General features: G+C 37.1%; 23 protein-coding genes and 1 other annotated feature. Of the genes, 8 read left to right on the top strand and 15 right to left on the bottom strand.

All coding sequences use genetic code 11. The features are described from left to right. Positions 1–42: 42 nt before the first annotated feature. Positions 43–1,200 (bottom strand): D-alanyl-D-alanine carboxypeptidase family protein, encoded by a 1,158-nt coding sequence (locus J7E77_RS04280; RefSeq protein WP_214712606.1) that lies wholly within the window; start codon positions 1,198–1,200, stop codon positions 43–45. A gap of 145 nt (positions 1,201–1,345) precedes the next feature. After that, positions 1,346–3,874 carry a bifunctional lysylphosphatidylglycerol flippase/synthetase MprF gene (gene mprF, locus J7E77_RS04275; RefSeq protein WP_251026905.1) on the bottom strand — a complete coding sequence of 843 codons (2,529 nt, stop codon included), beginning with the start codon at positions 3,872–3,874 and terminating at the stop codon, positions 1,346–1,348. Positions 3,875–4,165: 291 nt separating this feature from the next. On the opposite strand from mprF, the gene J7E77_RS04270 reads away from it, so the two are divergent. The 5 genes from J7E77_RS04270 (at position 4,166) to yidC (ending at position 9,288) form a co-directional block, all read left to right on the top strand. Beyond that, positions 4,166–4,618, top strand: coding sequence for a cupredoxin domain-containing protein (locus tag J7E77_RS04270; RefSeq protein WP_214712603.1), 453 nt, complete (start codon positions 4,166–4,168; stop codon positions 4,616–4,618). 334 nt (positions 4,619–4,952) lie between these two features. After that, positions 4,953–7,178: a formate C-acetyltransferase gene (gene pflB / locus J7E77_RS04265; protein ID WP_214712641.1), complete on the top strand. Its 2,226-nt coding sequence runs from the start codon at positions 4,953–4,955 to the stop codon at positions 7,176–7,178. Between the two features lie 96 nt (positions 7,179–7,274). Then, on the top strand, positions 7,275–8,024 hold the full coding sequence (pflA, locus tag J7E77_RS04260) for a pyruvate formate-lyase-activating protein (RefSeq protein WP_214712601.1): 750 nt from the start codon (positions 7,275–7,277) through the stop codon (positions 8,022–8,024). A gap of 148 nt (positions 8,025–8,172) precedes the next feature. Beyond that, positions 8,173–8,463 (top strand): hypothetical protein, encoded by a 291-nt coding sequence (locus tag J7E77_RS04255; RefSeq protein WP_088088624.1) that lies wholly within the window; start codon positions 8,173–8,175, stop codon positions 8,461–8,463. 30 nt (positions 8,464–8,493) lie between these two features. Continuing rightward, positions 8,494–9,288 carry a membrane protein insertase YidC gene (yidC, locus tag J7E77_RS04250; protein ID WP_214712600.1) on the top strand — a complete coding sequence of 265 codons (795 nt, stop codon included), beginning with the start codon at positions 8,494–8,496 and terminating at the stop codon, positions 9,286–9,288. 40 nt (positions 9,289–9,328) lie between these two features. On the opposite strand, the gene J7E77_RS04245 is transcribed toward yidC, so the two are convergent. Further along, positions 9,329–9,679: a CrcB family protein gene (locus tag J7E77_RS04245; RefSeq protein ID WP_214712599.1), complete on the bottom strand. Its 351-nt coding sequence runs from the start codon at positions 9,677–9,679 to the stop codon at positions 9,329–9,331. Next, complete coding sequence (crcB, locus tag J7E77_RS04240) at positions 9,676–10,068, bottom strand: fluoride efflux transporter CrcB (protein ID WP_214712598.1); 393 nt, start codon at positions 10,066–10,068, stop codon at positions 9,676–9,678. Before crcB ends, J7E77_RS04245 begins: the two co-directional genes overlap by 4 nt. Before the next feature lie 117 nt (positions 10,069–10,185). Here crcB and J7E77_RS04235 point away from each other — a divergent pair, with 117 nt between their 5' ends. Then, positions 10,186–10,779: a YhcN/YlaJ family sporulation lipoprotein gene (locus J7E77_RS04235; protein WP_214712597.1), complete on the top strand. Its 594-nt coding sequence runs from the start codon at positions 10,186–10,188 to the stop codon at positions 10,777–10,779. Between the two features lie 55 nt (positions 10,780–10,834). Here the strand turns inward: J7E77_RS04235 and J7E77_RS04230 are convergent, their stop codons facing one another. After that, positions 10,835–11,422 (bottom strand): GNAT family N-acetyltransferase, encoded by a 588-nt coding sequence (locus J7E77_RS04230; protein ID WP_214712595.1) that lies wholly within the window; start codon positions 11,420–11,422, stop codon positions 10,835–10,837. 87 nt (positions 11,423–11,509) lie between these two features. Further along, positions 11,510–11,713: a DUF6501 family protein gene (locus tag J7E77_RS04225; protein ID WP_168244777.1), complete on the bottom strand. Its 204-nt coding sequence runs from the start codon at positions 11,711–11,713 to the stop codon at positions 11,510–11,512. Between the two features lie 257 nt (positions 11,714–11,970). Between J7E77_RS04225 and sda the strand changes: the two genes are divergently transcribed. Next, on the top strand, positions 11,971–12,105 hold the full coding sequence (gene sda / locus J7E77_RS04220) for a sporulation histidine kinase inhibitor Sda (RefSeq protein WP_088088631.1): 135 nt from the start codon (positions 11,971–11,973) through the stop codon (positions 12,103–12,105). A gap of 115 nt (positions 12,106–12,220) precedes the next feature. Here the strand turns inward: sda and mnmH are convergent, their stop codons facing one another. From mnmH to trpE, 9 genes are all read right to left on the bottom strand, one after another. Next, the gene (gene mnmH / locus J7E77_RS04215; RefSeq protein WP_214712588.1) at positions 12,221–13,300 is read right to left on the bottom strand and encodes a tRNA 2-selenouridine(34) synthase MnmH; all 1,080 of its coding nucleotides are present in this window, start codon (positions 13,298–13,300) and stop codon (positions 12,221–12,223) included. A gap of 206 nt (positions 13,301–13,506) precedes the next feature. After that, positions 13,507–14,082, bottom strand: coding sequence for a hypothetical protein (locus J7E77_RS04210; RefSeq protein WP_214712586.1), 576 nt, complete (start codon positions 14,080–14,082; stop codon positions 13,507–13,509). 166 nt (positions 14,083–14,248) lie between these two features. Next, on the bottom strand, positions 14,249–15,034 hold the full coding sequence (gene trpA / locus J7E77_RS04205) for a tryptophan synthase subunit alpha (protein WP_214712583.1): 786 nt from the start codon (positions 15,032–15,034) through the stop codon (positions 14,249–14,251). Positions 15,035–15,037: 3 nt separating this feature from the next. After that, complete coding sequence (gene trpB / locus J7E77_RS04200; protein WP_214712582.1) at positions 15,038–16,237, bottom strand: tryptophan synthase subunit beta; 1,200 nt, start codon at positions 16,235–16,237, stop codon at positions 15,038–15,040. A gap of 5 nt (positions 16,238–16,242) precedes the next feature. Further along, positions 16,243–16,860, bottom strand: a complete 618-nt coding sequence (locus tag J7E77_RS04195) for a phosphoribosylanthranilate isomerase (protein WP_214712580.1) — start codon at positions 16,858–16,860, stop codon at positions 16,243–16,245. Beyond that, entirely contained in the window at positions 16,857–17,648 is a 792-nt protein-coding gene (gene trpC / locus J7E77_RS04190) for an indole-3-glycerol phosphate synthase TrpC (protein WP_214712579.1), read from the bottom strand. The genes J7E77_RS04195 and trpC overlap by 4 nt, the downstream gene beginning before the upstream one ends. After that, on the bottom strand, positions 17,649–18,677 hold the full coding sequence (trpD, locus tag J7E77_RS04185; protein ID WP_214712577.1) for an anthranilate phosphoribosyltransferase: 1,029 nt from the start codon (positions 18,675–18,677) through the stop codon (positions 17,649–17,651). Then, entirely contained in the window at positions 18,649–19,260 is a 612-nt protein-coding gene (locus tag J7E77_RS04180) for an anthranilate synthase component II (protein WP_214712575.1), read from the bottom strand. Before J7E77_RS04180 ends, trpD begins: the two co-directional genes overlap by 29 nt. Next, positions 19,257–20,645: an anthranilate synthase component I gene (gene trpE / locus J7E77_RS04175; RefSeq protein WP_214712574.1), complete on the bottom strand. Its 1,389-nt coding sequence runs from the start codon at positions 20,643–20,645 to the stop codon at positions 19,257–19,259. Before trpE ends, J7E77_RS04180 begins: the two co-directional genes overlap by 4 nt. Before the next feature lie 247 nt (positions 20,646–20,892). After that, positions 20,893–21,143, bottom strand: a binding site (T-box leader). A 179-nt stretch (positions 21,144–21,322) separates the two neighbouring features. Between trpE and bcbE the strand changes: the two genes are divergently transcribed. After that, complete coding sequence (bcbE, locus tag J7E77_RS04170) at positions 21,323–22,609, top strand: bacillibactin exporter BcbE (RefSeq protein WP_214712573.1); 1,287 nt, start codon at positions 21,323–21,325, stop codon at positions 22,607–22,609. Positions 22,610–22,623 lie beyond the last annotated feature (14 nt).

Below are 22,623 nucleotides of genomic sequence, written 5' to 3'. Positions count from 1 at the left end.
CCATGAAAAGGTTTCATCCCTTCCATGGCTTTTATGATAAGATTAGTATTTTTTTATGAATTTCTTCCTTACACCTATAAAAATTCCCGCAAATGCGATGATAATGATCCCATATATCGCATTAAAATGGGAAACCTGTTGTTTCTTAACACTAATTTTATCGCTTTTTATTCTAACTTTCTCCGGAATTGGCTCTTTATATTTTAATGGTACTAACTGGACAACTTGTCCGTTATTATTTTTTATCGATAGTTTTCCCTCACTATTTACCTCTTTAGTAGCTCCATTAATAGCCTCTGTTACTAAGGTATCCATTTCAGGACAAAATTCTTTATTATCCTTTTTAAAAATCTCACCTTGCTTTAATATTGAATGCTGAAAGTTCTTAAAACCATAATCAAACAAACGGGCTGTATCATCATATTTCTCTCTTTGTTGTTCAGAATTTAAAACGACTGCTGTCAACCCTAATTTGGCATTTCTAGCTGTAGTAGCCAGAGTTTGTTTTGCCTCACTTGTATACCCTGTTTTGCCACCAGTTATTCCTGGATAAGCTAACTCTCCTTTAAGCATGCGGTGGTGGGTTAGGATATTCGTTTTCCAAGATTGCCCCTCCCATTTGAGGACTTTTGTTCCAAAGATGTCGGCAAAAATGGGATTCTTAATTGCATAATTAGTTATTATTGCTAAATCCATTGCTGTCGTATAGTGGTTTTTATCAAACAAACCGTTGGGATTGATAAAATGGGTGTTCTTGACGCCAATCGTTGATTTTAAATACGCATTCAAATGAACAGCAAACTGTTCGACACTTCCATCTAAATGTTCCGCAATTGCTACAGCTGCATCATTTCCGGAATTAATTAGCATGCCTTGGATCAATTTCTTTAAAGGGATCTTTTCCCCTTCATCTAAATATACCCTTGTTCCATCTTGTCTAACTGCATTACCACTAACAGTTACGATACTGTCCAAGTTTCCCTTTTCAATTGCATAGATTGCAGTTGCTATTTTCGTTAGACTTGCAGGGTACATTCTTTGATTGGCATTTTTCGCAAAGAGAATAGCACCTGTATCTGAATCTAACAGAACAGCCCCCTTACTTTTCAGTTCTATCGGACCATTTATTGCCGCAAAGGTGTTTAAATGGTTAGAACAAATAAGTAGGATAAAAATAATTAACGATATAAACTTTTTCAATAGATAACACCCAACTTTTACATTATTTCCTAATTAATATTACCAGATAGTTTTGCAAAATAATAGTTTCAAAATAGAAATTATAAATTAAAGTTCAATTATAGGAAAAAGAAAATCCGGCAGGTATCTCCCGCCGGTAATAGTTCTAATTTCTTTTTTTTGATATCAATAAAGTTATTTGAGCCATTATTAATGGTAATGACGATTTTCTACGATAAGCCAAGTATTTAGGCTCCCAAATGTTTGTATATTTCTGCTTGAATTTTCTCAGACCTTGGAAATGATAAATAAAGTGTCCGTGCAGGAAAATTTGCGCAGCAATTTTCTCGCCTAGAAAAGAAAACCTTGATAATCCTACATTCGCAAGTGGGGCCATCCCCATATTAAAGCGGCCGTACCCTTGTTCCTTTGCCCAATCAAATAAACAGAGGAAGAGATAATCAACAGTACCTGATGATACTTCGGGTCTAAATCTCATTAAATCAACAGATATCGTCTGATAGTCATCGTAAACATACATAATGCTCATAAAGCCAAGTGTTTGCATATTTTCATCTTTTAAAATGGCAATCGGCGCCTTATTTAAATATTTTTCATCAAAAAACCCCAAAGAAAAACCCTTCTCAGTTCGCCCTAGAAGCCACTCATTAGATATTTCTCTAAGTTCTTCCACCAGCCCTGGTGAAAATGGAGGGCCAACTACTTCAAAAGAATAGTTTGCTCGAGCAAATTTATTTCTTAATGTCCGTAAGCCCTTCATTTTGTTTCCTGAAAGGGAAAAATTCTTCAAATCAACAAAAGCCTCTTCACCCAATTTAAAAAAAGCAAAGCCATGGCCGTGGAGATACGGAAGCATATCGTCACTTACCTGATAAAAAACAGGAGTAAAACCATGTAAATCGGCTATTTCCTGAAATTCCTCAATTGCATTAGATAATTCGTTTTTTTCCCCAATCGGGTCGCCGAGAATAACTAACTTGTCTGCATATTGTTGATAGGATAATAAAACATTCTTTTTACTGTTCCAAAAGATTAATTTGTCATGTAAAAAAATTAAATGGGAAAGTACCTTTCCTTGATACTTGGTTAAATGAGCAATAATTTCTTTATCTCGACCATTGGACCTCTCCAATGACCACTTTTTAGGCAAGCTTATTAAATAGCCAAACATAAGTATTAATAAAGCAATGACAAGTCCTATAACAGCACTTGTAAATAAATCCCGATAATCGACAATTACATAAGGCAAAAGCTTGGAAGGGATTTCTATTTTTGAGATCGGCAGGTTTGCATACCCTATTAAGAGATACATTGCAGTAATCATTAGAATAATCGTAATATCAAAGATCGTTTTTCCCCATGTCAGTACATAACTCTCACGATAAAATTGACCTTTTGACATCCTCAGTAAAAGGGCGACGATAATTAAAAATATCGCTTCCTCATAATCAATCCCTTTAAAAATAGAGAATAGTGCCGCTAGAATTAGAGCGAACATTGTCAACTCATACGCTCTCTTCACACTATATTCAATTCCTCGAGATAATCCTAGTAACAAAAACCCTGCAGCCACAGATAATTGGTGTGATACGTTAATGATTGGAAACGATAAAAGCTCCTGGGCTACCTTTAGTCTGGACATAATTCCAGGGATACTTGCAGATAAAAGCAAGATTAAACCTGATAAAAAAACAAGCATCGTTAACAAGACATGACTAAATCCTTGGACAACAGCTTTAGGGAGATCATTCCAGGTTTGGTTCCATTTTTCCCAATAAAGCTTAACAAAGAATACAAGGCTTAAAAGGAATGGTAAAAAATAATACCCAATCCGATAAAATAAAAGCAAAACAAGCACTTTTTCTTCGGGAATAAATAACTCTTGCATCCCCCAAATAAACACTAAATCAAAGGACCCTAGCCCTCCTGGAATCATACTAATGATGCCTGCACAAGCAGCTACAATATAAACAGGAAATAGACTGTCTGCAGTAATTGAAATCCCTAAAATCCTGCATAAGATCAAAATTGCAAAAAATACCGCGAGCCATTCGATAATTGAAACCAAGATAAGCTTCAAAGTAATATTTGTACTTAATAGTGACTGACTGCCCTTATTTGACTTAATCATATGGATGATTATAAACAGCGGTAAGTATAAACCGACCCCTAGAACTGCAAAATAGAGCCATCTTGTATCAACAAACAGTGGAAAATTTCGATGTTTTATTATAACGATCCATGATAAAACTGATACCCCTGTTAAATAAAATAAGGATACAGAAGCAATAACCCCCAAAAGCCTTCGCTTGTCCTGTTCGAGCTTATGAAAGAAGTACGTCCTTAACATTCCCCCTATTAATCCACCGAAACCGATTAAATTTGAAAAGGAATTTGCAATGAATGATTGTTCCAAAAGATCCCGAATTGGGACTTTCAATTTTAATATCCTGACTAATATCACATCATATAGCAACATTGGTAAAACAGCGACAAAGGTGATTGCTATTATTAATAGAAGAAGCCCGATATTAAGCTGATTTAGTTCATCCTTCAGTAACTGCATATTTAAGTTTTGGGTAAATTTTTTTATTTCAATAATTGCAAAGATTAACAGTAACAACGGGAAAATAAATTTAGCGATTTTTAAAATCTTTTCTTTTCGAATCCCCAACAAGCTAACCACCTAATTTTTCAGCTAATTCAACCTAGTCTCCGCAAGTGTTCTTTTAATTCCTGATTTTACTATAAACTTTTCTATAGGAAAAACAAAGAAATATTTCCTCACATTGCTGGGTATTAATACTCATTGTAGACATTTTATTAAATGTTCAACCATCGATAGAGGACCAAGAGTAAAGAGATTTATTTATCAAAAAGAGTACAAAAATAATAAAAAATAGACAAGTTTACTCACCTAATAGGCATATGAATAAGGTAGGACAAATATACGAGGGGGTACCAAATGAAATTTGTAGTATTTAAAAAGGAAACACTACTATTTTTTGCAGCTATTGGTGTTGTACTTGTTTCGCTATCGGCATGGTTCATGTTAAAAGCTGGAGATACAACTGTCTTTAATCAGCAAGGAAAAGCAAATATCCGTGAAATTCATATGGTCACTGCGGAATTCAGTACAAAAATGAAAAACGGAAAAGAAATGGAGGCTTACCGCTGGGATCCTGGTACAGTTTTCTTAGAAAAAGACGAAAAAGTAAGGTTATTTATTAATGGGATTAACGGTGAAGAGCATCCTTTTTATATAGAAGGAACAAAAATAAAAGGGATAGTGAAAAAAGGAGAAGAAACCATTGTTCCGCTCCAGTTTGAAAAAGAGGGAACCTATCGATTGATTTGTGAGGTTCATTCAGACCGGTCACAAAATGGCCCAATGATTGCCTATATTGTGGTAGATTAACGCAGGAGATCTTTCTCCTGCTTTTTTTATTCCAATTGTAGTTCTGTTTTAATAATTAATACCATTGACACCTTGTTATTATTGGATTTTTTTATATAACAGTTTGTCTGTTGTCCTTAATAATTATAGTACAGTTTTTATTTTTTAATCTAAATGTCAGAAAGAATCTGCCTAGAATAATGAAAAATATCCCTTTAAATCAGACTTCACAAAACCTTAACAATTAGTTACTAATATGCGTACCTTTTTTCACAATATATCTGTTATACTCTATTCATATTGTAAATACAAAAACTGTTATATAGATTTTATAAAAAATATGAGGTGAAATATGATGGAACAATGGAATGGATTTACCAAAGGTGCATGGTCAAAAGAAGTTAACGTTCGCGATTTTATCCTAAAAAACTTTACTCCTTTTGAAGGAGATGACTCTTTCTTAGCAGGTCCAACTGAAGCAACCACTAAACTTTGGGATCAAGTAATGGAATTAACAAAGCAAGAGCGTGAAAATGGCGGAGTATTGGATATGGACACAGAAACCGTTTCTACTATTACTTCTCATGGTCCTGGATATCTTAATGAAGATCTTGAAAAAATAGTTGGTGTACAAACTGATAAACCTTTTAATCGTTCTATGCAGCCATTTGGCGGCATTCGCATGGCGAAAGCAGCTTGTGAGGCTTATGGTTACGAATTAAATCCTGAAATTGAAAAAATCTTTACTGAGTTCCGTAAAACTCACAACCAAGGTGTCTTCGATGTCTATACCGATGAAATGATGCTTGCACGTAAAGCAGCAATTATTACTGGACTTCCTGATGCATATGGCCGCGGTCGTATTATCGGTGATTACCGTAGGGTTGCCCTTTATGGTGTTGATTTCTTAATCCAAGAAAAGCACAAGGATCAAAAGAACACAAGCAAAGTAATGACTGAAGATAACATGCGTCTTCGCGAGGAACTCGCTGAACAAATTCGTGCATTAAAAGAACTGAAGGAAATGGCAAACAGCTATGGATTTGATATCAGCCAGCCTGCTAAAAATGCTGCTGAAGCATTCCAGTTTGTGTATTTTGGTTACTTAGCAGCAATCAAGGAACAAAATGGTGCTGCGATGAGCCTTGGTCGTGTATCAACGTTCTTAGATATTTACGTAGAAAGAGACATACAAAACGGTACATTAACTGAAGAAGCTGTACAAGAAATTGTTGACCATTTTATTATGAAACTTCGTCTCGTTAAATTTGCACGGACACCAGATTATAATGAATTATTCAGCGGTGACCCTACATGGGTAACTGAGTCAATTGGCGGTATGGCAAATGATGGTCGTTCTCTTGTAACGAAGAACGCCTTCCGTTTCCTTCATACCTTAGATAATTTAGGTGCCGCACCAGAACCAAACTTAACGGTTTTATGGTCACCGCAGTTACCTGAGAACTTTAAAAAGTATTGTGCAAAAATGTCAATCAAAACTAGCTCCATTCAATATGAAAACGATGATATTATGCGTCCAGAATATGGCGATGACTATGGAATTGCCTGCTGTGTATCCGCTATGGAAATTGGTAAGCAAATGCAATTCTTCGGTGCTCGTGCAAACCTAGCAAAAGCACTTCTTTACTCCATTAACGGCGGCGTTGATGAAAAATTAAAAATCCAAGTTGGACCACAATATCAGCCAATTACTTCTGAAGTATTAAATTATGAAGAAGTCATGCAAAAATTTGATCTTATGATGGAATGGCTTGCTGGTCTTTATATTAACACGTTAAATGTAATTCACTATATGCATGATAAGTACAGCTATGAAAGAATTGAAATGGCGTTGCATGACACCAAAATCCTTCGTACGATGGCAACTGGTATTGCTGGTCTTTCCGTTGTTGCAGATTCACTTAGTGCCATTAAATATGGTGAAGTTAAGGTAATCCGTGATGAAAATGGTCTTGCGGTTGATTTTGAAACGAATGGAGACTTCCCTAAATACGGAAACAACGATGACCGTGTTGATGCGATTGCTGTTGAAGTTCTTAAAACCTTTATGAAAAAGCTTCGCAAGCACCAGACTTACCGTGACTCAGTTCATACACTTTCAATCTTGACGATTACATCAAATGTGGTATATGGTAAGAAAACTGGTAACACACCTGATGGCCGTCGTATGGGAGAACCATTTGCACCAGGTGCTAACCCAATGCATGGACGTGACACAAAAGGAACATTAGCTTCCCTTTCTTCTGTTGCAAAACTTCCTTACAACTATGCAATGGATGGAATTTCAAATACCTTCTCAATCGTGCCTAAAGCTTTAGGTAAAGAAGAAGAAAGCCAAGTGCGCAACCTAGTATCCATCCTAGATGGATATGCTATCAAATCAGGTCATCACTTAAATGTTAACGTCTTTAATAGAGAAACATTAATTGATGCAATGGAACACCCAGAGCTTTATCCACAATTAACAATCCGTGTATCTGGTTATGCAGTAAACTTTATTAAATTAACAAAAGAACAGCAATTAGACGTTATTAATCGTACTTTCCACGAATCATTATAAAGCGGATGCGCCGCTGGACGCTGGATTCAGAGAACTAGATCAATACCAGGAGCCCTTTTTATCGGGCTCCTATTAAATTAAAGGGGGATCATCACCTTGAACGGAAATATTCATTCAATCGAAACATTAGGGACAGTCGACGGACCAGGGATCCGATATGTAATTTTTACACAAGGCTGTCTATTAAGGTGCCAGTTTTGCCATAATGCTGATACTTGGGAAATCGGCAGCGGCAAAGAAATGGCTGTTTCCGATATCATGGATGATCTAATGTCTTACCTCCCCTTCATTCAATCGTCAGGTGGCGGTATTACAGTAAGCGGTGGAGAACCACTGTTGCAAATTCCTTTCTTAATAGAATTGTTTAAGGAATGCAAAAAGAAAGGGATTCATACTACCATCGATTCTTCTGGTGGCTGTTTCTCCCATTCTAAGCTTTTTATTGAACAGCTTGAAGAACTCTTACAGTATACTGACTTAATCCTTCTCGATTTGAAGCATATTAACCGAAAAAAACATATCCAGTTAACTGGCATGGCCAATGATCATATTCTTGAATTTGCAACATTTTTATCAGACCATCAAGTTCCGGTTTGGGTACGCCATGTGCTTGTCCCTACGGTTACGGATGATCCTGAAGATCTGGAAAAACTCGGTGAATTTATCGGAACGCTTAAAAATGTCCAAAAGATTGAAATCCTGCCGTATCACAAGCTCGGTGTATATAAGTGGGAAGCTCTTGGACTTGAATATCAACTAAACTCTGTCGAACCACCTACTGAGGAAAAAGTCGAGTTCGCTTATAAATTGATTACAGTACACTGGAAGGCACCGATTGAACACTGATTCACTTCTGAATCAGTGTTTTTTTTAAGAACTTATTAGTCCAATTAGTAATGTCTTCAAAATATGGTATAATCGCAATTATAAAATTGATTCTTTACCCTATCTACTATATACTCATATCATTGACAATTAAGTGAGGTGATAATTTTTGTTTCAATTGCTTATAGATATTTCAGATATCAATGCCCTAAACGCTCTTTACGTCAGTATTTATTTAGGAATTACTTTAAAATTCTTATGGGCTTGGAGTGTGGAATATTCTTTTCTTGGCTCCTTATCTAATCAAGCAAGAACAGAAATTATTCACCCATTGGCTTTTTACCGAAAGAAAAGTTGTTTAAATGGAAGCTATATTCTGAAAAGAATTGTTATATATTTTCGTAGAAAAGAATATTCTCAGGATGATACTGAAGAGCCTATTTCCTTCCTCTATACTTAACAATTTATTTACAACATTCTAGGAGGAAATATGAAAACAAAACGATCTTCACTACTATTATTCTCACTGCTTGGCTTAATAACATTATTGCTATCGGCTTGTTCATCTCAAACACAAAAAGGAACTAACAATACTGGATTTTTTCAACATTATGTTGTCAATCCTTTTTCTGTATCTATCCATTCCGTTGCTGAATTCTTTAACGGAAACTATGGTTTGGCCATAATTATTGTTACAATAGTTATCAGACTAGCGTTAATGCCGTTAATGCTCAGACAGTATAAAAATCAAATGGGTATGAAGGAAAAGATGGATGTATTAAAACCCGAAATGGACGTTATTCAAGCAAAGATGAAAACTGAAAAGGATCCTAAGAAAAAGCAAGAACTACAAGCGGAAATGATGGGCCTTTATAAAAAGCATGGGGTAAATCCATTAAATATGGGCTGTTTGCCATTGCTCATTCAAATGCCTATTCTAACTGGCTTCTATTATGCGATTCGCGGTTCTGAAGAAATTAAAACCCATGAGTTTTTATGGTTTAGTCTCGGAAATCCAGACATTATTATCACGATCATTGCCGGGGTTATTTACTACTTCCAGTTTAAAGTTTCCCAGTCCAATATGCCGACAGCACAGCAAGATCAAATGAAATACATGGGATTACTGTCTCCATTAATGATTGTCATGTTTTCTTTTAATGCACCAGCAGCCCTGCCTCTTTATTGGGTAGTTGGCGGTACATTCCTAATTGTACAAACTATGATTAGCAAAAGTCTTTATCAGATAAATAAAACACCCAAAGTCCAGGTCAAACAAAAATAATCAGATTGTAAAAAAGAAGCATCCTTTGATGCTTCTTTTTTTAGATCCAGCTTCCTACCAATAGCCCACAAAAAGCAAGAATGATTCCTATCGTGAAACTGCTTAACAAATAGCTGTAATAAAGCTTTTTCTTTTTTTCCTTTTTAAGTTTTACCGATTCAAGCATTAATGTCGAAAAAGTCGTAAATGACCCCATAAATCCAATACCTATTAAGGAATATAATGAACCTTTTACATCCAGCCCGAGGAGTAACCCCAATAAAAAAGCACCAATTAAATTGACTGTTAGGGTAGCTGAGGGAAAGCCTGTTTTATTTTGGTTTCTGCTAATCGCAAAGCGGCTAATCGCTCCAAAAAAACCACCAATTGAAACAAATATAATCTCAATCATATAACTTTCCTCGATTTTTTTGCTTGTTCACTTAGTAACATTCCTGTCTTAACCAAAAATAGACCTCCAAATAAACTAACATTTAAATAAAGTAAGCCAAATATGTATTTTCCTGTTTCGAGTAAATGAACCGTTTCAAAGCAAAAAGTTGAAAAGGTAGTATACGAACCAATGACACCAGTGGTAAGTGCGGTAAACAAATAGGGATGAAGCTTATTGGAACTAACAAAATGATTTGTCATAAAACCCAATAGAAAGGAACCTGTTAAATTTATTAAAAGGGTTCCTATTGGAAATTCTTTCCCCCATATCACTACAGCAAAAACTGATAATAAATAGCGGAGCAAACTTCCAACGACACCGCCCAATCCAACTAAGAAATAAATCATAGCACACACCCCTAAACATTTTCCTTTTTATTATTATCAACTTTGAACGGTTAGGATAGTTTTTTACAAAAATGGCAACCTAATTGTAGTACTTTGACAAAGGAGTGTTAATACAACATGAGAATCAGCTTTCTCGTCATTGCCACCCTCGTTTCGAGTCTTTATTTAACAGGTTGTGCAAAGAATAATATCGATGATGATATAGCAACCCGTCAACGAAATACAAATGAAATAACTAGAGTGAATTTTAATAACCCTAATCAGGTCGGACCAGCTATTTCAAGTGCAGATACTAGTGATCCGGAATTAGATCGCAACAGAAATTATAACACTATTACCAATGGACGTAATAATAAACATGTTGGAAGCAATCAATCCAATACAAGAGTAGCGGACACAGCTGCTGATAAAGTAATCAACTTAACTGAAGTAGACAACGCAACTGTCATTATAAACGATAATAATGCTTATGTTGCGGCTAAATTGGACGTTTCATCTCGTAATGAATTGACTTCAGCTATTAAAGAAAAGATTGCTCGAGCAGTTAAATCTGTTGATCGGAACATTGACAATGTTTATATTTCTGTTAACCCTGATTTTTATGATCGAATGAATGCTTATTCAAGAGATATTCGAAATGGAAGACCGGTTTCAGGTTTTATCGATGAGTTTTCCGATACCATCCGCAGAGTGTTTCCTAATGCGAAGTAATATAAAGTGGGACGGGAAGTAAAATGCCTGGCAAATTGACCAGGCATCTTACTCTTCACTGCAGTTTCAATTTAAGCTCAGTTCTTACATTGTCCCATTCATGACAAAGGATACTAAAAAAGACCGTGTCCCTAGTGTATCCATCGGAAATAATCCGATCTTTTCGTAATATTCCTTCCTTTACTGCTCCAATTCTAGCAATAGCTTGCTGGGACCTTTCATTTCGAGAGTCTGTTTTTAATTGAATACGCGTGAGGTTCCAATTTTCAAAGGCATACCTTAATAACAGGAATTTACATTCTGTATTTACCTTTGTCCGCCATACATCTGGGTGATACCATGTCGAACCAATTTCAGCACTTTTATGTCGAGGGGATATGTCTAAGAATCGGGTGCTGCCAATCACTTGATTTTCGTTATTTACAACGGTGAAAGTGTATTCTGATCCATTTTCTCTAGCTTTCAATGCTGCTTTAATCATTTGTTCCATTTCATTTTTCGATCGAACCTTGGTCGCCATATACGTCCAAATTTCATCTGGTTTGGCCGCTTCCCATAAGCCCTCTAAATGGTCCATACTGATTGGAATCAAATTTACATTTTCCCCTTGTAACGAAAAAAGGTTGTTCCACAATTTATCCATTATTTAATATCTCCCCTTTATTTGCCGTATCTTTACCACTTTTTCCATATGAAAAGACTGCGGGCTATGCTCCACAGTCCTGTTTATCTATACATCTTGGAAATATTCCTTGTAGAAGCCGCCTACTTTTCCAGTATTGTCAATAATGTAATAAAATTCTTCAGTCTCATTTTTCACATCATAGACTTTCCCAGCCGTTAAGGCGTTATTGACAAGGTATTTTTTTGCATCCGTGTGAACGCATTTTATTTTTTTTACTGTTTCACGATCACGCCATGATAGATGAATCATTGTTGCCACCGTTCCTTTCGATCAATGTCCAATTTCTAGTATAATCAATCGGGCCGGTTCTGTGCAACCATATCATGCGTCAATTCCAAAAGTATTAGTTTTTTATTTTCACCAATTCTAATATAATCTGATATTAATTTAAGAAATTTGAACTTTTTTCAAATTTTATTAATTTTGGGTTCTCAAAAAGACTGAAAACCATTACAATTATAAAAACTGAATATTCAATCCATTTACCAAGGAGGCATTCATAAAAAATGAAAATTATGAGTAATGAGCAATTGGTTGTTTCGTATCGGGATGCATTAAAGTCTGACAAAGAAAAAGAATGGATTAAGATCTTAAAGGATGAAATCAAACGGCGTGGTTTAAAACCATTTAAAAATCGTTAGCATAAACCCCATGAAAAAACCGCTGAAAGGATTCAGCGGTTTTTCAATAATAAAATTATCTTCATTTAACTTACAGCATGTATTTATTCAAGATCTCGATTGGAAATAATCTAAATTAAAGTTGGTTATTTAACTCTCTAATAGGCCGAAAGCCAAACCCCTTAAGTTTTGAAGCAATTTTGTCTGCTGCATCAACAGGGTGTTCTGCAGATATTTCAAAGAATTCCCCTTCATACTCTTGTTTTGCATGGTCATAGCGTGGATCATAATAATGTTCAAGTAAAATTCGAATCATATCAGGATAATTACGATCTGTTAACGTTTGGATGAGTGATTTTTTAATGTCTGGATCTTTAACACGTCTTAACACCTTTTCAATACCATCAGAAATCTTTTCGAAATACCAGGGTTCTTCCTTGTATGGCTGCACATACTCGGCGACAAGATGCTTTACCCGTTGATTAATGGGGGTATTGAGATTGATGTTAATACCTTGCATTCTTTTATCCATTAATTCTTCAGTTTGAACAGCTTTTCCAATTCTTTTGCTTTCCGCTTCAACCAGAAAATAATCAGCATCTTTTATTTCTTGAAGACCTTTAAATAGAAGGGAGTCAAATGTTTTTTGGTTATGACCGTCACCAAGACCAATCGTTCCAAATATCGAACCGCGATGTCCCGCCATCTCTTCAAGGTCTAAGATTGGATATCCCTTCTTTTTCAATATCTTTAATACCTCTGTTTTACCAACACCGGTCAGTCCGTGGAGGACGACTGCTTTGTTAGGAAGCATTGTAGGCAATTGTTCAAGAATATAGTGGCGGTATGCTTTATAACCGCCTACGAGTCGCCAAGAATAAATTCCGGCAAACTCTAAAAATGTAACCACTGCCTTACTTCGCATTCCACCACGCCAGCAATGGATAATAAGTTCCGTATCGTCTGAAACGCATTTTTTTATTGTTTGAAGGAGTTCAGGAATTTTAGGCGCGACAATTTCCATTGCCTTCCATTTCGCAATCGCCGCCCCTTCTTGTTTGTAAATGGTTCCGATTATTTGTCGTTCCTCATTTGTAAATAAGGGAACATTAATTGCTCCCGGAATTGCGCCATCTTTAAACTCGATCGGTGAGCGTATATCAATGATAACTGGGTTCTTTGTCGTAAAAAGTTCTTCAACCGTCATTTCCTTCATATCATCTACGCTCCTTGTAAAAGTAATATTATCTGAAAAATAACATATCTAATGAAAACCAAACAAAACTTCCACAACGGGAAGTTTCAGATAAGTAAACATCATGGGAATTTATTTTCTTAATAAAGTATAAACACCATTATACAGGAAATATCACTAGCTATCAAGAAGCTGGGAATTACTGCTTGTTGTCAATATTTTTTCTACTAGTGAAATGGTGTACCTGTTAAATTTTCTACGGCATGACAAAACTTATTCCAATTTCCCGGAAAGCTCTCGGTTCCTTCACTCTCATAGACTTTACCTTTTGTTATAAGCTTAATAGACCAGTATTTTCCTTCAATAATTATTCCGTCTTCACTTCGATAGGTTGGCTTCCATTCCCAGATATTTAAACTATACAATTCTCTTTTAAATTCCTCGAGGTCCCCAGGAACATCAGCTTGAAAATCTGAAAAGGGCTGATAATTCTCTTTATTTCTCCATATCAAAGCAGCAAACCGATTTTTAACGAAATGAACTCGGACTTGATAAGATATCCCTCCAAAGCCTTCGAGAGATGCTATTAATGAAACTGGATATTTTTCTGGATGGATAGAAATTCTTCCGCCGTTAACTCGAAATAAATCCCTTTTCCTTTTAACAATAGACCTAATATGTGCAGGTAGGATTGGTTTTTCGCGATTTGTAACAAGAACCTGATTTACCTCATTGCAAATTGCCGGAATCGGTAATGGTCCTTTTTCTTCTAAAATAGAAAGTATCGTTTCATAAACCCTCATAATCCCTCATCCTTAATTAATGCTGTTTAGTTTAACCGCTTAAACACAGTTGTTTCAAAAAACAATTCCGTAAACTAAATTATATTGATTATAGAGGATTCACGCAGTAACAAATGACACAAACTATTAAAAAGTCTACTCTCACAATCGAGAGTAGACTTTTTACCTATACGATCTTTGATTTTGGTTTGAAGACTGACATCAACTTTTCCATCTCGGACAAATTTTGACTGTTAAATAAATCGACAATTTTACTGCCGACAATAACTCCATCACAGTATTTTGTTAGGTCCGTTATTTGTTCTTTATTTGATATGCCGAAGCCAGCCAAGACGGGAATCGGACTTACATCTTTTACAGATTTTAAAAATTGATTCAATTCCGAATCATATTCATTTCTTGCCCCTGTAATCCCCTTAATTGTAACCGTGTATAAAAATCCCTTGCCCTTGCTTGAAATCGTTTTGATCCGCTCCATTGGTGTTGTCAGCGTTACGAGTCGAATCAACTCAATTTCTGCTTCCTCAAGATGTGGCGTAATGATTTCCTCTTCTTCTATTGGCAAATCGGGAATAATACACCCATCCACACCAGCCATACGAATATCTCGGACAAATTCCTCTATTCCATAGGAATAAATGGGATTTAAGTAGGTCATGAGGAGGATTGGAACTGACACATCCTTTCGCGCTTTTCCTAGTTCTGCAATAATCCCCTTTAAGGTTGTTCCATTTTCAAGCGCCCTAATTCCAGCTCGTTGAATGGTTGGTCCATCTGCCACAGGGTCTGAAAACGGAACCCCAACTTCAATCGCAGTTGCACCAAATTTCTCCAACAGTGTTAGACGTTCAACCAAACATTCCAGCCCACCATCCCCGGCCATTATGTAGGGAACAAAAGCTTTTGTATTATTTTCTTTTAAAGCCGTAAAAGTTTTTTCAAAACGGTTCATTTCTTATCTCTCCTCTCTCAGCCGTGTTTTCACGGTATCCACATCTTTATCTCCGCGTCCTGATAGGCAAACAACAATCTTTTTTGTTTCATCCATTTTTGCAGCTAGTTTTACTGCAAAGGCAATTGCATGGGCACTCTCTAATGCGGGGATGATCCCTTCAAGCTTCGATAAGAGCTGAAATGCGTCTAGCGCTTCTTTATCGGTAATCGATTGATATGATGCTCGACCAATGTCATGCAAATAGCTGTGTTCCGGTCCTACGCCTGGATAATCAAGACCTGCCGAAATGGAATGGGCTTCTTGAACTTGACCATCTTGATCTTGTAATAGATACATTAGTGCGCCATGTAGTACACCTGGACTTCCCTTTGTTAAGGAAGCCGCATGATACTCTGTATCTACACCCTGTCCAGCAGCTTCCACGCCATAAAGACTAACCATCTCATCCTCGATAAATGGATGGAACATCCCCATCGCATTGCTCCCGCCGCCAATACAGGCAACCACTGCATCCGGAAGCGCCCCTTCGCTTAATTGGAATTGTTGTTTTGTTTCTTTGCCAATAACACTTTGAAAATCTCTGACCATTTGCGGAAATGGATGTGGTCCCATTACAGATCCTAATAGATAGTGGGTATCATCTACATTTTCAACCCAGTATCTTAAGGCTTCGTTTACGGCATCTTTTAATGTTGCACTACCAGATGTAACACTGACGACCTTTGCACCCAGCAATTCCATTCGAAAAACATTTAATGCCTGCCTTTTGATGTCCTCCTCACCCATAAACACGATACAATCAAGATTTAATAAGGCACAAACGGTTGCCGTTGCTACACCATGCTGACCTGCACCGGTTTCAGCTACAATTTTTTTCTTTCCCATACGTACCGCTAGTAGTGCCTGCCCAATCGCATTGTTAATTTTATGGGCGCCAGTATGGTTTAAATCTTCTCTTTTCAGAAAAATCTTAGCCCCGCCCGCGTGTTTCGTCAGGTTATCTGCATAATACAATGGGGTTTCTCTCCCCACATAGTCTTTTAACAATTTTCGAATTTCCGCTTGAAAGGAAGGATCCTTTTTGGCGCTTTCATAGGCTTCACCAAGTTCAATTACTGCTTTCATTAATGTTTCCGGGACAAATCTTCCCCCGAAAATGCCGAAGTGGCCTTTCTCATTTGGCAATGTATATGTGTTCATTCCCTTTACCTCCCTACAGGTGTGCTTTTGGCTATTTCAATAAATGTTTGAATCTTACTTAAATCCTTTTTCCCATCGGTTTCTACCCCTGAGCTAACATCCACCATATATGGCCTAATAATTTTTATCGCTTCTTCAACATTGTCTGCATGCAACCCGCCAGCTAGGATGACTTTTTGGCTATTAATCAAGTGAGGATTGACCTCATTCCAATTAAACACCGTTCCATTTCCGCCTCTGTATTTTCCTTTGGGACTGTCGAGTAAAATAAAGTCACTTGGAAAATCAGCCAATGCTTCTAAGCTTTCATTTCCTTGAAAACTGATTGACTTAATGACAGGCAAGGAAAGCGATTCACTGAATGATGCTGTTTCATCTCCGTGTAACTGGATATGTGTCAGGCCCACAGCGGCAGCGATTCTTTCGATATCTGCTTTTGTTTCATTAACAAAAACACCGATCTTAAACACCTCTTTAGGTATCTTAGCAATTATCTCACGTGCTTTCTCAATCGAGATCCTGCGCTTACTTTCTGCAAAAACAAACCCAATAGCATCAGCACCATATTGAGCCGCCGCAACCCCTGTTTCAACATCAGTAATTCCACAAATTTTTACTTTCATCTATTTACACCTTCATTAAGCGGCAAGCGAAAGTCTATAAAGGATTGTTTCACATTTGCACTTTTCATTAATGCTTCTCCCACTAAAATCCCATTCGCTCCTGCATTTCTAACACGTGCAACATCCTCTTGGTGATGGATCCCGCTTTCACTAATGAGATACGCACCAGTGCTTTTTACAATGGAAGCTAATGTCTCTGTCACCTCAAGTGAAACATGAAAGGTTTTTAAGTCGCGATTATTTACTCCAATCAGCTTTGCACCTGTCTTAAGTGCACTCTCCAATTCCTTCTGATTATGAACCTCCACCAGTACCTCCAAGCCTAAGTTCTTAGCATATTGAAGGAGTTCAACCAATCTCTGATCGTCTAATGCAGCTACAATCAGTAAAATGATATCCGCCCCATTGGAAGAAGCAAGATTTATTTGCAATTCATCAATGATAAAGTCTTTACAGAGAATCGGCAGATTTACCTTGCTCCGAACAGCTCTTAAATCGGAGAAAGAGCCCTTAAAAAAGGTTTGGTCTGTTAGTACAGAAATAGCAGAAGCTCCATATTCTTCATATAACCCCGCCTGATAGGAAGGCTCAATCATGTTATTAATGATTCCTTTTGAAGGAGATGCTCGCTTAAATTCAGATATAATCGATATTTGTTCTGCTGTTTTCAGTTTTTGAATTAAAGATCTTTTCGGCTGATTTGTACCTTCGAATAGTTGGTTTCCCTCTCGAAGGAAGAGAACTTCTTTTTTCTTTTGGTCAATGATTTTATCTAAGATTGTTGCCACTTATATCGCCTCTTTCTGACCCGCTGCTTGAGATTTTTCAATCAAAGTAGTTAATTTTTCATAAGCAGCACCAGAGTCAATGATTTCTTTCGCAACATTGATCCCATCCTGAATGGAGTTTGCCTTACCTGCTGTATAAATTCCTAGTCCGGAATTAAGTAAAACCGTATCACGGTAAGCACCCTTTTCCCCTTTTAACACATTGATTAATATTTCAGCATTTTCCTTAGAGTCTCCACCCTTAATACAGCTGTTATCATATTGTGGGAGATTGACTTCTTCTGGGAGAAATGATTGATTAGCAATTTTCCCATCCTCTAAAATAGTTAAATAATTTTCCCCCTGAAGTGAAGCTTCATCCATGAAACCTGCGCCATTAATAACAATAGCCCGCTTGCGTCCTAACTTCAAAAGAACTTCAGCAAACACATTCAATAAATCTCTCCGATACACACCCAACAATTGATAGTCCAACTCAATCGGATTGGTAAGTGGTCCGATAAAGTTAAAAATGGTTGGTATCTTCAATTGTTTTCGAACTGTCATGACTTTCTTTAACTTTGGATGAACGTTTGGGGCGAATAAGAAGGATAATCCTATTTCCTGAAGAATTTCTTCTGTTCTTTCTGCGGAAAGATTTAAATGGATTCCTAAGTATTCCAGCACGTCCGCACTACCCGTTTTGCTCGAAACACTTCGATTGCCATGCTTGGCAACAGGAATTCCAGCACCAGCAATAACAAAAGCAGACGTAGTACTCACATTAAAACTGGAGGATCCGTCCCCTCCTGTTCCACAATTATCAAGAACGCCTGAAATTTTCTCATTAAATTTCAGCGTATTTGCCTTCATTGCTTTTACAATCCCCGTAATTTCTTCAACTGTTTCTCCTTTAGATTTCAATCCCATTAAAAAGGCAGCAATTTCAGATTCGGAAACCTCCTCACCCAAAATGAAATGCACGGCTTCTTTCATCTGGTTTTCAGAAAATGATTCACGTTTAGCTAATTGGAGTAAATAATTCTTCACTTTTATTCATCCTCTCTATCTCATATAAAAAGTTTTTTAGGATTTGTTTACCTGATGGAGTACCAATCGACTCCGGATGAAACTGAAGACCGAAAACGGGATATTGACGATGTTTTATGGCCATGATTTCCTGGTCATCATCAGAATGTGCAATACACTCAAGTTCCTCCGGAATACTACTCTTCTCAATAATTAATGAATGATAGCGCATCACTTCTAATGGGTTGGGAAGACCGTTAAATAATCCATCGCTCCGATGTGAAATCAATGATGTTTTACCATGTTTGATAAGGGCTGCTCTTTGAATCTCCCCACCGAAAGCTGCACCAATGGCTTGATGGCCGAGACAGATTCCTAAAATAGGGATTTTATTATAAAATGTTTGAATCAATTCGATACAAATTCCTGCATCCTCTGGCTTCCCTGGTCCTGGGGAAAGAATAATGGCTTTAGGATTTAAATCTCTGATTTGGTCCATGCTTAATTGGTTATTTCGTAAAACCGTAATTTGTTCACCTAATTCCCCTAGATACTGATAAAGGTTGAATGTGAACGAGTCAAAATTATCAATCAGTAAAATCATTTCTCACCCTCCAAGAAAGAATTAAGTTTATTTATTGTCTCTTGATATTCGGACTCTGGATTTGAGTCATAAACGATACCAGCCCCTGCCTGAATATATGCTGAACCCTCTTTTAAAATCATAGTTCGGATGGCAAGGGCAAAATCCATATTTCCGTCTGCTGATAAATAACCAACAGCCCCTGAATATAACCCTCGTTTTGATTTTTCCAAGGAGTTAATAATCTCCATAGCCCGAACCTTCGGGGCTCCTGAAACAGTCCCAGCGGGCAGACAGGCCGCGAGGGCATCTATTGCTGTTTTATCAGCATTTAAATGCCCGCTTACTTCAGAGACAAGATGCATCACATGCCGGTATTTTTCTACCGCCATATACTTATCTACTTGAACGGAACCAAAATTGCAGATCTTGCCGAGATCATTTCTGCCAAGGTCAACAAGCATCTTATGCTCAGCAAGTTCTTTTTCATCATTTTTTAATTCTTTTTCAATCAACAAATCTTCATCGTTTGTTTTTCCCCGTCTTTTGGTCCCTGCAATTGGGTTTGAAATAACTGTGTTGGCTCTTGTTTTAATTAAACTTTCAGGGGATGATCCAATAACGGTATAAGCATCAAAATCAATATAAAACATATAAGGAGTAGGATTATTCGCACGATGTTTACGATAAAGCGATAATGGTTCTCCGTTAAATGTTGATTTCATTCGTCTCGAAAGGACTACTTGAAATATATCACCTGCTAAAATATGCTCCTTCGCCATTTCTACATTTTTGATAAAGGCTTCTTTGTTTGTTTCGGATTCAAACCCTGAGAAATAAAATGGCTCCTCTGCTGGGTAGAAGGTAGGCTGTTTTAGCTCCTCTATCCTTTGATTGATTCTTTTTTCAATTAAAGCGGTATCGCTCTCCTTGACTAAAGGGCAACCACAAATCAAGACCTTGTCTTCAAGATGATCAAAGATAATAACTTCTTCATAAAACATTAAGTGTACATCCGGCATTTCCATTCCGTTTGAATATTCATCTCCAATTACTTCATATTGTCTGATAATGTCATACCCCACGTACCCGACCGCGCCTCCAATAAACGGAAAGGGAAACTCTTCAAAACCCATGGGTGGTATAAGTTTTTTTAATACTTCGAGAGGGTTGCCTTTTAAAACTTTCTTGTCTCCATTCCGCTGAATAATCTCATTATTATCTCCCCTTGAAATAAGTTCGAAAGCTGGGTCTGCACCAATAAATGAATATCGCCCAGAGTCATTGTACTTATGAGAACTTTCCAATAGGAACTTCTTTTTCCCGCTAATTTTTTGTAATATGGAGATGGGTGTAAGCGTGTCTCCTTCGATCTCGTTTATGAAATAACCACTTTTAATTTTCATATTTCGACTCCTTTCAAATAAGAAAAGCGCAAGCGCCTGTTAAGCGGCGTATGGACTGGAGCACTTTGACTGAGATAAAGGAAACACGGAGAGCGTTAGCGATCCGATGTTGACTTATCGTAGCGAAAAGGGCGAAGTACACTAGCCGCTAGGCGCTGAAGCTAGACAGTAATCTAAGTTCAAATTTTTATACTTTTTATTTTAAATAAAAAAAAATCGTCCTCTATATGCGCAATTAATTACGCATATAGAGGACGATTCTATGGTCGTGGTGCCACCTCCATTTGAAGCAGTGGATAAAACCTGCTTCCTCTTCAGATACGGAACAATCCGTTCGATATCCTATCCTTTTAACGGTGGAGTTCCGTGCATCCCTACTCTTACTTCAAGATGCCTCTCACAAGTCCATTCCACAAATTCTTTCTTATCGGGCTCCCACCTACCCCGACTCTCTTGGAAGAAATAAATTAGTGTACTCCTCTTGCTCAACGAGTTAATTATTTAACTTTCGTGTTGTTTGACTTTATCCTACGCAAATTCCAAGTGAAAGTCAAGTGAAAGATTTAGAAAATTTCAAATTAATTCTTTTCCATTTAAAGGATGCCTTAACTAGGGTTTTTTGCTGTGATTAAGCGAATAGTAATAATAGCAAATCATGAAGGCGGGATTGAAGATTAATGGAACATATTGAACATTTAAGCCAAAATCCAAAAGCTGTGAAAAAGAAACAATCTGCAGCCGGACAAAAGCGGTCCAATGAGATATCTAATCAAAAGTGGGCAATCATCTCACTGTCTTCCATTCCTTTAGTCATGACATTGGGAAATTCAATGTTAATACCAGTTCTACCTTCAATGGAAAAAAAATTATCAATTTCATCTTTTCAAACAAGTATGATAATTACTGTTTATTCGATTGTCGCCATTTTTTTAATACCTGTCGCAGGATACCTATCAGATCATATTGGTCGAAAAAAGGTCATTATCCCCAGTCTCATCATTGCCGGTATTGGCGGTCTAATTTCAGGATTTGCCTCATGGAAACTTGATGATGCCTATTGGATTATTTTAGCTGGCAGAGCACTGCAAGGGGTCGGAGCAGCAGGGGCGGCTCCTATTGTCATGCCATTGGTTGGTGATATGTTTAATAACGAAGATGATGTTAGTTGTTGTTTGGGTCTCATTGAAACATCCAATACGTTTGGGAAAGTATTAAGTCCTATTTTAGGGGCTTTTCTAGCGGGATTCATATGGTTTTTGCCGTTTTTTTCATTCCCTGTATTTTGTGCCATTTCCGTGGTAATGATCATATTTCTGGTCAAATGTCCAAAAACAACCGAGAAACCAATTCCTTTCAAAGAGTTTTTCATCAACGTGAAAAAAACCTTTACTGAAAAGGGCCGTTGGCTATACGGTATCTTTTTTATTGGTGGAATACTCATGCTAGTCCTTTTTGGGATTTTATTTTATCTTTCGGAAATTTTTGAAAAAGAATACAACATTAAGGATATTAAAAAGGGATTTTTTCTTGCATTACCACTAGGAGCACTTTGTCTATCCTCGTTTATAAGCGGTAAGGTGATTAAGAAAAATAAAATATTGATGAAATGGATCACGTTTGCTGGAATTGTCGCAACAGCCGTATCCATTGGTGCACTATGGTTTTCGATTAAGCTTTGGTACATGATTACCATGTTTCTTATTAGCGGAATTGGAATCGGTGCAGGCCTTCCATGTCTAGACGCTTTAATTACCGAAGGCGTTGAAAAAGAAGAAAGAGGAACCATTTCATCAATTTATAGTTCAATGAGGTTTATTGGAGTTGCTGCTGGACCTCCGATTATTGCATTGTTATTAAAGCATGCGATCCATTGGATTTTTATCCTCTTAGGCAGTCTAAGTATCATTGCTGCACTTGTCGCATTAATGGCCATAAAACCCAATGCACAAGGACAAAAGAGCTGAGGAATCCCTCAGCT

Source organism: Bacillus sp. ISL-77 (assembly GCF_018613105.1).
Note: the sequence above shows the minus strand (reverse complement) of the source record. Positions and strands in the feature narration are given on the sequence as shown.